Origin of the sequence: Sphingopyxis sp. JAI108 (assembly GCF_013410105.1) — a bacterium.
Classification (GTDB): domain Bacteria; phylum Pseudomonadota; class Alphaproteobacteria; order Sphingomonadales; family Sphingomonadaceae; genus Sphingopyxis; species Sphingopyxis chilensis.
Window position 1 is genome coordinate 854,222 of record NZ_JACCCJ010000001.1, and the last position, 13,574, is coordinate 867,795.

Genomic DNA, 13,574 nt, shown 5'->3' on the forward strand with positions numbered 1-13,574 from the left:
GAAGGGGCCAAAGCAGGGCGCATGACGGATACCCCCGAACCCGCTGCCGCTCCCGACATCGCCTCGCTGTCGTTCGAAGCCGCGATGGGCGAGCTTGAAACGATCGTGCGGCGGCTCGAAAGCGGCGACGTCAGCCTCGAGGAATCGGTGATGCTTTACGAGCGCGGCCATGCGCTACGCGGCCATTGCGAAGCGCGGCTCGCCGCGGCGCAGGCGCGGATCGAACAGGTCAGCCTGGGCGCAGACGGTCGTCCCGCGGGAACCACTCCCTTCGGCGAAGGCTGATCGGCGATGGCGCTTGCCGACGACCAGCTTTCGCGGGAGACGCAATTGCTGCTTTCGACCCAGGCCGAGGTCGTGGCGGGGATCGACCGGCTGTTCGACCAGTTGCTGGCGGTGCCCGCCGATCCGCGCGGGCCCCTCTATGAAGCGATGCGCCACGCCGCGATCGCCGGCGGGAAACGGCTGCGTCCGATGCTCGTCCGTGCCGCGGGCGACCTGTTCCACGTCGATCGCGCGCTGACCCTGCGCGTCGGCGCGGCGGTCGAGGCGATGCACGTCTATTCGCTGATCCACGACGATTTGCCGTGCATGGACGATGACGATATGCGCCGCGGCAAGCCGACGGTGCACAAGGCGTTCGACGAGGCGACCGCGGTGCTCGCGGGCGATTCGCTCCATGCCCTCGCCTTCGAATGGCTGTGCGACCCGGCGACCAGCGCCGACCCCTTCGTGCGCGGCGAGCTGTGCTGCGAACTTGCGCGCGCCGCGGGGCCGGCGGGCATGGCGGGCGGGCAGATGATGGATCTCGCCGCCGAAACATCGGATTTCGACCTGCCGACGGTGACCCGGCTCCAGCAACTCAAGACCGGCGCGCTGATCGCCTTTTCGGTCGAGGCGGGTGCGATACTGGCGCGCATCCCGCCCGAGGGGCGGCGCCCCTTGCGCGGCTATGCGCGCGACATCGGGCTGGCCTTCCAGATCGCCGACGACATCATGGATGTCGAAGGCGACGAGGCGCTGGCGGGCAAGGCACTGCACAAGGACGCCGCCGCGGGCAAGGCGACGTTCGTGACGCTGATGGGGCTGGAGCGCGCGCGCGAACAGGCGACGCTGCTCGTCGAACAAGGGATCCAGCATCTTGCCGGCTTTGGCGAAGAGGCGGCGCTTTTGCGCGCGATCGCGCGCTATGTCGTGGAAAGGGACCGTTGATGCGGGTGGGGGTTTATCCGGGCACGTTCGATCCGATCACGCTCGGCCATATGGACATCATCCGTCGCGGCGCGAAGCTGGTCGACCGGCTGGTCATCGGGGTGACGACGAACATCACCAAATCGCCGATGTTCGACGACGACGAACGGATCGCGATGGTGAAGGCCGAAGTCGCGTCGATCGAGGGCGATATCCGCGTCGTCGGGTTCAACTCGCTGTTGATGGACTTTGCGGAGCGCGAGGGCGCGACCGTCATCGTTCGCGGGCTGCGCGCGGTCGCCGACTTCGAATATGAATATCAGATGGCGGGGATGAACCAGCAATTGAACGACCGCATCGAGACGGTGTTCCTGATGGCCGACGTCGGGTTGCAGCCGATCGCGTCGCGGCTGGTCAAGGAAATCGCGATCTTTGGCGGCGACATCCGGAAATTCGTGACGCCCGCGGTGCGCGAGGCGGTGGTCGGCCGCATCGCCGAGCGGGGGCTGCTTCAGGGCGAGCGTTGACACCGATCATTGAGCGTTCAGCTTTTTCCCGCTAGGGCGCGCCAGTCGGGGCGCAAATCCTGTTTAGTTATCAGAGGCCGATCCAGCATGAAATCTTCCTTCCGCCCCTTGGTTTTGACGGCGATGGCGTTCGGTCTCGCGACGGTCGCCGTCGCGCAGGAGGTGCCGTCCGCACCCTCGCCGAACCCCGAAAGCAGCCAGCCGGTGCCGCCGGCGGACACGCCGGCACCGGTGGAAACGCCCGCTCCAGCGGCGGAGGCGACCGACGCGACGCCCGCGGCAGAGACGCCCGCGGTGCCGGCGATGCCGGCCGACCAATATATGGGCGTCCCCGAATATATGCTCAACCTTGACCTCTCGACAGGCGGGCGGGTGGTGATCCAGCTCTATCCCAATGTCGCGCCGAACCATGTCGAGCGCGTCAAGCAACTGGCGCGCGCGGGATTTTACGACGGGATCAAGTTCCATCGCGTCATCGACGGCTTCATGGCGCAGACGGGCGATCCGACCGCGACGGGGCAGGGCGGGTCGCAGCTTCCCGACCTCAAGGCCGAATTCAACCCCACCCCGCACCTGCGCGGCACCCTGTCGATGGCGCGCGCGCAGAGCGAGGACAGCGCGAACAGCCAGTTCTTCATCATGCTCCAGCCGCGCTTCTCGCTCGACCGACGCTACACCGCCTTCGGCCGCGTCGTGTCGGGGATGCAATATATCGACGCGATCCATAAGGGCGAGCCGCCCGAAGTGATGTCGCGCATGGTCCAGGTGTCGGTCGCCGCCGACAACAAGCCGGTGCCGCCGGCATCGATGTTGACCGAGACCGTGCCCGCGCCGGCCGTGGTGCCCACCGTAACGGCCGACGAGCTCAACGCGCCCATCGCGCAATAATCGCGGGAAGGCGCGCGAACCCTCATGCGCGTCGACGCCTTCGATTTCGATCTTCCCAATGAACGCATCGCGCTGCGTCCCGCGCGGCCGCGCGACGCGGCGCGGATGCTGGTGGTCGAGGGTGGCGAGATGGCCGATGCCGGCGTCGCCGACCTGCCCCAATGGCTTCGCCCTGGCGATTGCCTCGTCTTCAACGATACGCGCGTCATCCCGGCGCAGCTCGAGGGACGCCGAGGCGTTCGACGTGATGGCGCGCAGAGCGCGCCGGGGGCAAAAATCGGCGCCACGCTCCACAAGCGTATCGACCTCCGCCGCTGGCAGGCGTTCGTGCGCAACGGCAAGCGGCTGCGCGTCGGCGAGACGGTCGATTTCGGCGCAGGCGTCGAGGCGGTCGCCGAGGAGCGGCTGGCCGACGGCAGTTTCATTCTCGCCTTCGCCGGCGACGAGCCCGTCGAACTGCTGCTCGAACGCGCGGGCACGATGCCGCTGCCCCCCTATATCGCGGGCAAGCGCGCGACCGATGCCGATGACCGCAGCGACTATCAGACGATGTTCGCGCGCGAGGACGGCGCGGTCGCGGCGCCGACCGCGGCGCTGCACTTTACGCCCGCGCTGCTGGATGCGCTGACGGCGGCGGGAGTCGCGACCGAGACGCTGACGCTCCACGTCGGCGCGGGCACCTTCCTGCCGGTGAAGGCCGACGACACCAAAGACCATGTCATGCACGCCGAATGGGGACGGATCGAACCCGACACGGCCGCGCGGCTCAACGCCGTGCGCGCGGCTGGCGGCCGGGTGATCGCGGTCGGGACAACGAGCCTGCGCCTGCTCGAAAGCGCGGCGAACGACGACGGCACGATCGCGCCTTTCGCGGGCGATACCGCCATCTTCATCACGCCGGGTTATCGCTTCAAGGCGATCGACGGCCTGATGACCAACTTCCACCTGCCGCGATCGACCTTGTTCATGCTGGTCAGCGCGCTGATGGGATTGGAGACGATGCAGGCGGCCTATGCCCACGCGATCAAAGGCGGCTATCGCTTCTACAGCTATGGCGATGCGAGCCTGTTGCTACCGGGCCCATAGACGGCCTCCATCCCTTTTCGCTGTCGCAAGTCGGCAGCTTGCGCTGCGCCGAGGCATGTTTGCGGGTTGCCGGCGGCCATCGCGACCAAATGATAAGTTAATTGCATAGTTCAACGCCGCGATGGCGAAAATTCCCTCCTGATCGCGCTCCTCGGCAATCGGCGCGGTCCTGCGTGCGATGTGTGGGAGCGAGTCGGACCGCGAATGGCGCGCACCGCTCATCCGGGCGCGCCCGCTTTCAATAAACATATGTTATAAAATATGTTTTTTCTCGACGCCGTGCGTGCTCAGGAGGGCCAATAACTGGCTTTCCGACTGTTCGATTTCGATACAGTTCGGTCAAAAGCGCGGTTCCGCGAGATCGAGGGGTGGTGGCGCGGCGTTCGTCTCCCGCGAGGCGACCTGGAGATGCCCCGGTGAAACCGTAGGGCACTAAGCTTTTATAATCGCGCTATTTTGCCCGATATTCTCACCGCTTCCGCTAAGAATATAAACTTTAAACTTGTTTCATACGGTCGAGGTTCGGGCTGGCTGTTCCGGAAATCCGGAGCATCTTTAATGTTTTAACCAATCATAAACGGTTGCGCTGCCGCGCAGCTAGTTTAATTAGTTGTTAACCGCAGGGGACGAGTCGCAGGCTGAAGAGCCTTCTCGGCGGTTGGGGGAGCGAGCAGGGCGCCGTCGCCGGCGCCTTTCGCTTCTGATGACATGACCAGTCTGAATGAGGGGAATTACCATGAAGAAGCTTTTTGCCGTGGCCGCACTGTCGGCCATGCTTTCGACGCCTGCTTTCGCTGCGGACTCGGATTCGGAATCGTTCGACATCAATGCGAATGTTGCTGAAACCTGCACGATGGAAGGCATCAGCGATATCGAACTCGGTACGCTGTCGATCAACACCAACGCCGGCAGCAATGCGCTGTTCCTGAATGGCGCGTCGGCCGACAACGCCGGCGAATTCTGGCTGAGCTGCAACGAAAGCAACCGCATGTCGATCGTTCCGACGCTCGGCAAGCTGAAGAACCAGACCCGTACCCTGCAGCCGGGCGATGACGCCGGCTTCAAGGACACGATCAACTATTCGGTCGCTGCCCTGAACTATCGCAACGGCTTCCTGCAGCCGTCGTTCAACAGCATCCTCGGCCCGCTGCTCCAGAACCAGAGCCGCGGCGCGATCCATCGCAAGATCGACATGGGTGCTGCGGTGACGTTCCTCGGCAACCTCGATGCCCGTCCGCTGGCCGGCACCTACAAGGACACCGTGACGGTTACCGTCACGACGATCTGATCCTGATCGCAGGGGAAGGGCTCCGCCCTTCCCCTGTTTCTTTGCGGATCGCGATGTTCGGGATCCGACCGCCTGGAGAATTACCCCATGAACAAGCTTCTGATCGCTTCGCTCGGCGCCATGCTCGTCGCGACGCCCGCTTTCGCTGCCGATTCGGACAGCGAATCGTTCGACATCAACGGCAACGTCGCCGAAACCTGCACGATGGAAGGAATCAGCGACATCGACCTCGGTACGCTGTCGATCGACACGACCGCAGGCTCGGGCGCGCTGCTCATCAATGACACGTCGGCCGACGAAACCAGCCCGTTCTGGGTCAGCTGCAACGAGAGCAACCGCATGCTGATCGACGCCGACCTCGGCGTGCTGAAGAACCAGACGCGCACCGTGCAGGCGGGCGACGATGCCGGCTTCAAGGACACGATCAACTATTCGGTCCGTGCGCTGAACTATTTTAACGGCGGCGCTGGCCCGGAGCATAATTCGGCCAACGGTTCGACCGGCCAAAACACGATCCGCGGCGCGATCCATCGCCAGGTCGAACTGCGCGCGCGCGTTCGTGCCAACGAAAACACCGATGCCCGTCCGCTGGCGGGCGAATATCAGGACACCGTCACGGTCACCGTGACGACGATCTGACGGGATTCGTTAAGCAGATGCGGAAGGGGGAGCTTAAGGCTCCCCCTTTCAGTCTGTAGCGATTGTTTCTGCAAGCGACCCGGGGGGGATTGGCCTTGTTCCGCAAATCTTTGATGCTGGCGCTCGCCGCCGCAACCTTGGCCGTGAGCGTCAGCCCCGCCGAGGCCGCCCGGGTGACGCCGATGACGGTCGAAATGACCCCGGCGGGTCGCGGTTCGACCGCGCGCATCGAGGTCACGAACTCCGAAGACCGCACGCTGCCGGTCGAGCTGCGGATGTTCCGCGGCGACGTGAACGAGGCGGGCGAATTGACGCTCACCCCGGCCGACGAGAAATTCGTCGTCTTTCCGCCGCAGGTTGTGATCGGGCCGAACGCGCAGCAGGTTTTCCGTATCCAGTATCTGCCGAGCGAACCACTCGCCAAATCCGAAATCTATTATGCCGCGGTCAGCCAGATCCCGGTCGAACTCGATTCGACGGTTTCGCGGATCCAGGTCGTGATGCGCTTCAACGTGCTCGTCAACGTCGTGCCCGAAGGCACCAAGCCCGAGCCCGTCGTCACCTCGGCCAAGGCGCTCGTCCGCGAAACGGTGGTCCCGCCCGACGAGCGGCTGCCGGTCGAGGAACAGAAGCCGAAGACCGTCACCGAACGCGGGATCGAGGTGCGCATCGAAAATCGCGGCACGCGTTACTTCGCAGCCGGGCGCACCGGGTGGACGATCAACGCGACGCGCGAGGACGGCACGCCCTTTTCCGAATCGCGCACGCCGAGCCGGATGAGCGATGCGGTCGGCTTTGGCCTGGTGCCGCCCGGTGGGGCGCGCATCTTCTTCGTTCCGGTCGACGAACCGCTGCGCGAGGAGGGCGTCAGCGTCACGCTCGAGGACTAGTCGGGGGCGACGCGGGGCAGGTTCAGGGGGGCTTCAATTGATACGCTATTGTTCACGCATCACATTGGCGTTGGTGGCGCTTCAGTCGCCCTATGCCTATGCTGCGATGCAGGATCAGGGGCCGCCTCCGCCTCCCGCAGCCGCGGCGCAGCGCTGGACGCAGCTGCAGCTGCCGCTCGTTCGCAACGGGCAGCTGAGCGGCGATATCTTCGCCGAAGTGACCTCCGACGGCCGGATACGCTTCGAGCGCGCGTCGCTGCTCGAACGACTCGCGCCTTATCTCACGCCCTCCGGAGCCGAAACGCTGAGCGCATCGTTCACCGGATCGGCCTTTCTGACCCCCGAAGAGCTGGAAGCCGCGGGGATCATCCTCCGATATAACCCGTCGCTGCTCGAAGTCGCGGTCGAACGGATCGACGCCAATCTCGCTGCGGTGCAGACGCTGGGCCCGGTGATTACCGAGAGCCGTGTGCCGGTGACGCAGCAGCCCGAGGATTTCAGCGCCTATCTGAACGTCGTCGGCGATTTTCGCCTCGAAGATTTCGAGACGTTCGAGGATCCGGGCGTCCTGGTATTCGGCGCCGCGCGCTTCAAGGGCGTCGTGGTCGAATTCGACGGCGGATATGACAAGGCGATCACGGGCGGGCAGGGCGGTTTCTATCGCCGCTCGGCGCGCGCGGTCTATGACGAGATCGACAAGCTGCGCCGCTGGAGCGCGGGCGACCTGCAATTGTCGGGTATTCCCGTGATGTCGGGCGCGCTGCTCGGCGGCGTCGCCGTCGAAAAGGGCCGGCGGGTGTTTTCGGGCATCGGTCCCGTCGCGCAATTGGGCAGCCAGCAGATATTGCTCGATCGCGACGCGACGGTCGAAGTGATCATCGACGGCCAGCAGGTCCAGACCTTGCAACTGGCGGCGGGCCCCTATGACCTGTCGCAACTGACCTCCCAATATGGCGGCCGCAACGCGCAGTTGTTCGTCACCGATGTGACTGGCCGGCGGCAGCTCGCCTCGTTCGATCCCTTTTTCGATCCGGTCGACCTGGGATCGGGCGAAGAGGAATATAGCGCGGGCATCGGCTTTGTCGCGAAGGCGTTCGAAGCCTCACCCAAATATGGCGGTTTGCCAGCCTTTTCGGGCTATTATCGCCGCGGCATGAGCAACCGCCTGTTGCTCGGCGGCGCGCTGCAATTGTCGGAGGACATCCAGGTCGCGGGTGCCGAAGTCGTCGTGTCACCGCGGAATATTCCGGGCCGCATCGAATTTTCCGGTGCCATCAGCACGGGCGATGATTTCGGCTATTCGCTGCGCGGCGCGTACAGCCTTCAGGTCGGCAGGGGGACGCAGGGGCGGCAATTGTCGGTCAGCGCCGATTATCGCAGCGACCGCTTTCAGACTCTGACCGACGCGATCGCCGGCGACCGGTTCGAAACGCTGAACGTGACCGCAAATTATTCACAAAGCCTCAGCGAACGGACCACGCTGGTCACGGGTGCGAACTGGTTTCACCGGCCGGGGTTCAACAGCACCCATAGCGTCTATGCCGACGTCATCCATCGCACGCAAAGGTTCCGCATCACGGCGGGCGTCGAATATGGCAAGGGGCTGAACGAGAACCGCTTCGGCGTCCGGCTGGGCATCACGGTGCCGCTGGGCGGCCGCACGCGCGCCGAGGCCAATTACAACAGCCGCCGCGAAACCGCGCGCGCCTTTGTGACGCGCAGCTATGAGGATCGGGTCGGATCCTTCGGTTACGACCTCGGCGTCCGCCGGTCGCGGAACGACGCCTCGATCGATGCGATCGCCAATTATGTCGGCAATCGTTTCTATGCGCGCGGCTCGGTGACGACGGGTGGTTCCGGCTTTGGCGACATCGACGAGCGCCAGCAGGCGCGCCTCCAGCTCGGCTCGTCGATCGCCATCGCCGGCGGCGACGTGGCGATCGGGCGCCCGATCAACGACAGTTTCGTTATCGCCAAACCGCACGAAACCGCGGAACCGGGCCAGGTCGTGCTCGGCCGGTCGATCCAGGACAAGCGGTTCGACGCGCTCAGCGGAACGCTCGGCCCCGCGCTGGGTTCGCGCCTGCAATCCTATACGAGGCAGAATGTGACCTATGATCTGATCAACGGCCCTGCCGGCTACGACATCGGCAGCGGTATCGACACCGTCGAGCCCCCGTATCGCAGCGGCTATAATATCACCGTGGGCAGCGACGCCAATGTGACCGCCTATGGCGTGCTCAGCATCGACGGGACGCCGGCGTCGCTGGTCGCGGGGTCGATTTCGTCGACCGACGATGAGGATTTTGCGAGCCAGCCTTTCTTTACCAATTCGGTGGGCCGATTTGCTATCATGGGCTTGCGGCCGGGCAAGACCTATCAGGTGCGGTTGACCGAGCCCGCGGGCAGCTATGTGATCGAGGTACCAGCCGACTCGCAGCCGCTGTACCAGCTTGGCGACATCGCGATCACGTCGGCGGCGGCGAAATGACAGGAGTGGGATGGATGCGCGCATATATGGGAACGCCGGTCGCGCTGGCGCTGGCGAGTTTTGCCACCGCCGCGCACGCGGAGTGCGTGCCGAGCTTCGTCGCGGGTGGCAATTCGGTGGCGCTCACGCCCGCGGGCAGCTTCGAGGATGGCCAGTTGAACGAGCGCTTCCTCGTCCGATTGCGCAACGACGGCGACACGATATGCGAGCTGCGGCTTGCAGTGGGCCGCGATATCGCCGCGTCGGATCCGAGTTTCCCGAAGTTCGAACTGTTCGGGCCGAATGGCGCCGTCGCGATCGGCGATGCGGACGGGGCACGATCGAGCGCCCGGTCGGCGGTCGACATCGTCATCCCGACGGGGGGTGAGACGTCGATCCCTTATGATGTTCGCATGAAGCTGGGCTGGGGCTTTGAATCGGGAAGCTATGGCCAAGCGCTCGAATTCTTCCTGCTTCCGCGAAGCGGGCAGGCCGAGCTCGGCGTCCAGCGTACCCAGCTCAGCCTCAACATCCCGGCGGTGGCGCGTATCCGTTTCGCCGGCGCGGGCAACGCGCGCGGATCGGCGAGCGTCGAGATGGGGACCTTGTCGCCGAACGCGCCGTCGACGTCGCCGCCCTTTGCCATCCGCGTGCTCAGCACCGCTGGATATCAGATGGATCTACAGTCGGAGAATCTGGGCGCGCTGCGCCGGATCGACGGGCCCGAGGTCATTCCTTATCGCATGACGGTGTCGGGGCGCGCGATGAATCTGCGGAGCGGCGGCGATCGCATCCAGGTGGCGCGTCACACCGGCTCGACGGGCAATGTCCATCCGGTCTCGGTCGTCGTCGACCCGGATCCGACATTCCATGCGGGCAATTATCGCGACCGGATCACAGTCACCGTCACGCCGATGTAAGGGTTGCCGCCGCGGCGGCGCGTCAGATCGTGGTGATCGTCAGGTTGATCGCCAGCGGCGTCGAAAGGCCGCTATACTGGACGCTGATCGGCCGCAGACCATATTTGGCGCCGGTGCGGTTGGCGACCTGGCTCCAGCCATCCTCGCGAAGATAGGTCAATTCGCCGGCATAGTTGAACGCGACCGCCTCATTCTGTTCGAGCGGGCGGTGCGACGCGACGACCTGAAAGCCCTCCTGCGTGTTGCAGCTTTCGAAGACCGTGCCGCTGGCGAAGCCGTTGCCCTGCGACGTCAGCACCGTCGAGGCGTTGATCTCGCAATATTCGGGAACGGTGACGCGCACGTCGAACGACGCCTTGCCCGCTTCGGCGGCCATGGCGCCGCTGCTGGTGAAGGCGACCGAAACACATGCGATCGCGCTGTAAAGCCGAACCTTCTTCATCGTCTTTCACCCTCTTCTGCTGAGAGTGCCCTACGCGATGCGAGTTAAGGAATGTTTGATGGCTTGCCGGAAAATGGCTTCAATTTCCGCCAGTTTTTTCGCTCTAGATCTCGATGGTGAACCTGATCTTGTCGGGATCGACGCCCGCCGCCTTGGCGATTTGCGCCTTGGCCTTGGCGACCAGCTCGTTCAGATTTTCTGCCTCGTCGAACCCTAGAAGTTCGGAAATTTCGACCCCGAGCGCCTCCGACAGGGCCTCGATCCGGCCGGCCTTGGGGCGCGCCTTGTCGAGCTCCCACGCCGAGATCGACGGTTCGCTGACTCCCAGCCGGACCGCGAGCTGTCCCTGGGTCAATTCCTTCGCCGTGCGCAGCCGTTGCAGGCGGACGCCGAAGCTTTCCGTGGTGGCGGCGGGCAGGTCTTCAGGGGGATGGGCATCCGGCCCCACCACGCTCCGCAGCTGCGCGGCGCTGAGCGTCGCGGACGAGATCGGCATTTCGAACTGGCACCCGGCAAGGCGGCCGCTCGTCCAGATGACCTTGGTCGCCGTCTTGCCGCTGTGCGGCAGGTTGACCTCGATCACCTCGCCGATTTCCAGCGCCGCGGCGCTTTCGACAAGCATGCCGGTCGCCGAAATATTGTGGACCAGCGCCTCGATCTCGGCGCCCGTCGCCTTCGATCCGTGCAGCGGCAGCCGCAGCTGCCGCCGCGACGCGCGGCCCTTGCCCGCCGTTCGCGGAACTTCGTTCAGATATACAGTCATTGCCATGCGCGCACCCATCGCGAGGCCCATATTAACATTTGGCTTCTTGGGAAGGTTAATGAGGCAGGATGAGTGAAAGTCACGAGGGTGGCGATGCGCCCGCGCGGAGTGATCCCGCTCCCGATGTTTCGTATTGGAGCAAGTCCTTGGATATTTACACTATCGCAATCTGTTGCCGCGCATAGCGGCCGGACAAGTGGCGGGATCAGATAAAGAGTTTGTTGGATGGATGTGCCATCGCGGATGGAATCCGGCGACCGGGGACAGGAAGATATCGACGAAGCCCATCGCGGCTTTTTCGGGATGCTCGGCTCCCGCATCGGCAAACAGCGCGGCGATGCCGCGGCGAACCTGCACACCCATGACGCGCTGCTGCTGCTCCGGAACTACGAGGAAAGCGGTCAGGGTTGGTTCTGGTCGACCGACGCGAAGGGACGCCTGACCTATATTACCGATTCGGTGGCGCGGTTGATGGGCCGGACGACCGGCGAACTGCTCGGCACCGCCTTCACCGAGCTGTTCCTGCCCGTCGACAGCCAGGGCGAGCGTCAGCGCACCTTGCCCTTCCTGCTGACCAAGCAGTCGAAATTTCACGAGCTGCCGCTGCGCAGCGCGTTCGAGGGTGACGACCGCTGGTGGGCGATTTCAGGTCGGCCGCAGTTCGACGGTTCGGGCAAATTCACCGGTTACCGGGGGAATGGCACCGATATCACCGAGCAACGCCGCTCGGCCGAGGACGCGTCGCGGCTGGCGCTCTATGATTCGCTCACCGGGCTCGCCAACCGCTTCAACATTTCGAAAAAGCTCGACGCGACGCTCGCCGCGTTCGCGCAGCAGCAACGCTCGTGCGCGATCATGCTGCTCGACCTCGACCGGTTCAAGCAGGTCAACGACACGCTCGGCCATCCGGCGGGCGATGCCTTGCTGAAACAGGTTGCCGAACGGCTGCTCAAGATCGTCGGCGACCGCGAAATGGTCAGCCGCCTCGGCGGCGACGAATTTCAGATCATCCTGCCCGATATCGAGGATCGCGGCAAATTGGGCGACATGGCGACCGACATTATCGCCAGCCTGTCGCAGCCCTATTCGGTCGAGGGCAGCCGCTGCATCATCGGGGCGTCGGTCGGCGTCGCCATCGCCCCCTTCGACGGCGAGAGCAGCGACGACCTTGTCCGCAACGCCGATCTGGCGCTCTATGCGGCAAAGGGCAACGGTCGCGGCCGCTTCAGCTTTTATTCGAGCGATTTGCACCAGGCGGCCGAACACCGCCGGATGCTTGAAGAGGATCTGCGCGACGCGTTGTCGCGCGGTGAAATCACGCTTTGCTATCAACCGGTCGTCAATTCCAAATCGAACATGGTGACGGGCGTGGAGGCGCTGATCCGCTGGACCCACCGCGAGCGCGGTGTGATTTCGCCGGCAGTGTTCATCCCGATCGCCGAAGAAGCCAATCTGATCTGGAAGCTCGGCCAATGGGTGCTTCGCAAGGCGTGCGAGGACGCCGCGGGCTGGCCGGGCGACATGCGTGTCGCGGTCAACGTCTCGCCGATCCAGTTCGCCAACCCTGACCTGCCGAAGGTCGTCGCGCAGGCGCTCGACGTGACGGGCCTCGCCCCCGACCGGCTGGAACTGGAAATCACCGAAAGCGTGTTCCTGGGCGACACGGCCGAAACGAACCAGATGTTCAAGGCGCTGAAGGACCTCGGGGTTCGCCTGGCGCTCGACGATTTCGGCACCGGCTATTCGTCGCTCGGCTATCTGCAATCGGCGCCGTTCGACAAGATCAAGATCGACCAGAGCTTCGTTCGCGACGCGACGATACCGGGGTCGCGCAACGCCGCGATCATCGCCGCGATCGTCGCGCTCGCCGAGGCGCTGGAGATGGAAACGACCGCCGAGGGCATCGAATCGCTCGACCAGCTCGAGCTGATCCGCAAGCTCAACGTCAGCCACGTCCAGGGCTATATCTACAGCAAGCCGGTGCCGCAGGCCGACCTGATCGAACATGCCGAGAGGGGATCGTGGACGATCAAGCCCACGGGGCCGGCGCGCCAGCGCAACGACCGTTTTTCGATGTTCCGCAAGGTCGGCGCGATCCACGACAATCATCGCTATAACGTCGTCATCCGCAACCTGTCGACGACGGGCGCCTTTATCGAGGGGATCCTGGACGTGCCCGTGGGCACGCGCTTCGTGATCGATTTCGGGGAAGGGCAGCTCGTCACCGCGACGGTCCGCCGCTCGGCGAAGCACCAGCAGGGCGTCGAATTCGAACAGACGATGGTCAGCGACGGCAATGGCGGGCTGTGCACGCGCCACCGCGTCTCCCCCTATCTGATCGCGGCGGCGGCGCAGCAGACGAGCGCGCTCGCGCTGCCGACCTTCACGACGACGAACGACTGGAAAGAGGCGTGACGCCGGAACCCGCCTCGCGCTGACCCGTTCTGTCTCCGAACCGCCAACCGACGGA

At 64.6% G+C, this 13,574-nt stretch carries 13 protein-coding genes; 11 read left to right on the forward strand and 2 right to left on the reverse strand.

Annotated elements, in window-relative coordinates; translation table 11 throughout:
• Positions 1–21 precede the first annotated feature (21 nt).
• From HDC29_RS04105 to HDC29_RS04150, 10 genes are all read left to right on the forward strand, one after another.
• Positions 22–285 carry an exodeoxyribonuclease VII small subunit gene (locus HDC29_RS04105; protein ID WP_179494652.1) on the forward strand — a complete coding sequence of 88 codons (264 nt, stop codon included), beginning with the start codon at positions 22–24 and terminating at the stop codon, positions 283–285.
• Between the two features lie 6 nt (positions 286–291).
• A complete protein-coding gene (locus HDC29_RS04110; protein ID WP_179494654.1) occupies positions 292–1,212 on the forward strand; it encodes a polyprenyl synthetase family protein in 921 nt (306 codons plus the stop codon).
• Entirely contained in the window at positions 1,212–1,718 is a 507-nt protein-coding gene (gene coaD, locus HDC29_RS04115) for a pantetheine-phosphate adenylyltransferase (RefSeq protein WP_179494656.1), read from the forward strand. Before HDC29_RS04110 ends, coaD begins: the two co-directional genes overlap by 1 nt.
• Before the next feature lie 87 nt (positions 1,719–1,805).
• The gene (locus HDC29_RS04120; RefSeq protein WP_257018023.1) at positions 1,806–2,606 is read left to right on the forward strand and encodes a peptidylprolyl isomerase; all 801 of its coding nucleotides are present in this window, start codon (positions 1,806–1,808) and stop codon (positions 2,604–2,606) included.
• 24 nt (positions 2,607–2,630) lie between these two features.
• Positions 2,631–3,692 carry a tRNA preQ1(34) S-adenosylmethionine ribosyltransferase-isomerase QueA gene (queA, locus tag HDC29_RS04125; RefSeq protein WP_179494658.1) on the forward strand — a complete coding sequence of 354 codons (1,062 nt, stop codon included), beginning with the start codon at positions 2,631–2,633 and terminating at the stop codon, positions 3,690–3,692.
• A 736-nt stretch (positions 3,693–4,428) separates the two neighbouring features.
• The gene (locus tag HDC29_RS04130; protein ID WP_179494660.1) at positions 4,429–4,980 is read left to right on the forward strand and encodes a spore coat protein U domain-containing protein; all 552 of its coding nucleotides are present in this window, start codon (positions 4,429–4,431) and stop codon (positions 4,978–4,980) included.
• An 87-nt stretch (positions 4,981–5,067) separates the two neighbouring features.
• Entirely contained in the window at positions 5,068–5,619 is a 552-nt protein-coding gene (locus tag HDC29_RS04135) for a spore coat protein U domain-containing protein (RefSeq protein WP_179494662.1), read from the forward strand.
• Positions 5,620–5,714: 95 nt separating this feature from the next.
• Positions 5,715–6,509 (forward strand): fimbria/pilus periplasmic chaperone, encoded by a 795-nt coding sequence (locus HDC29_RS04140; protein ID WP_179494664.1) that lies wholly within the window; start codon positions 5,715–5,717, stop codon positions 6,507–6,509.
• A gap of 37 nt (positions 6,510–6,546) precedes the next feature.
• Complete coding sequence (locus HDC29_RS04145) at positions 6,547–9,000, forward strand: hypothetical protein (protein ID WP_179494666.1); 2,454 nt, start codon at positions 6,547–6,549, stop codon at positions 8,998–9,000.
• A 14-nt stretch (positions 9,001–9,014) separates the two neighbouring features.
• The gene (locus HDC29_RS04150; protein WP_179494669.1) at positions 9,015–9,899 is read left to right on the forward strand and encodes a hypothetical protein; all 885 of its coding nucleotides are present in this window, start codon (positions 9,015–9,017) and stop codon (positions 9,897–9,899) included.
• A gap of 22 nt (positions 9,900–9,921) precedes the next feature.
• Here the strand turns inward: HDC29_RS04150 and HDC29_RS04155 are convergent, their stop codons facing one another.
• Positions 9,922–10,341, reverse strand: coding sequence for a hypothetical protein (locus HDC29_RS04155; RefSeq protein ID WP_179494671.1), 420 nt, complete (start codon positions 10,339–10,341; stop codon positions 9,922–9,924).
• Positions 10,342–10,444: 103 nt separating this feature from the next.
• Positions 10,445–11,110, reverse strand: a complete 666-nt coding sequence (locus tag HDC29_RS04160) for a helix-turn-helix domain-containing protein (RefSeq protein WP_179494673.1) — start codon at positions 11,108–11,110, stop codon at positions 10,445–10,447.
• Between the two features lie 219 nt (positions 11,111–11,329).
• On the opposite strand from HDC29_RS04160, the gene HDC29_RS04165 reads away from it, so the two are divergent.
• A complete protein-coding gene (locus HDC29_RS04165; RefSeq protein ID WP_179494675.1) occupies positions 11,330–13,519 on the forward strand; it encodes an EAL domain-containing protein in 2,190 nt (729 codons plus the stop codon).
• The last annotated feature ends 55 nt before the right edge of the window (positions 13,520–13,574 follow it).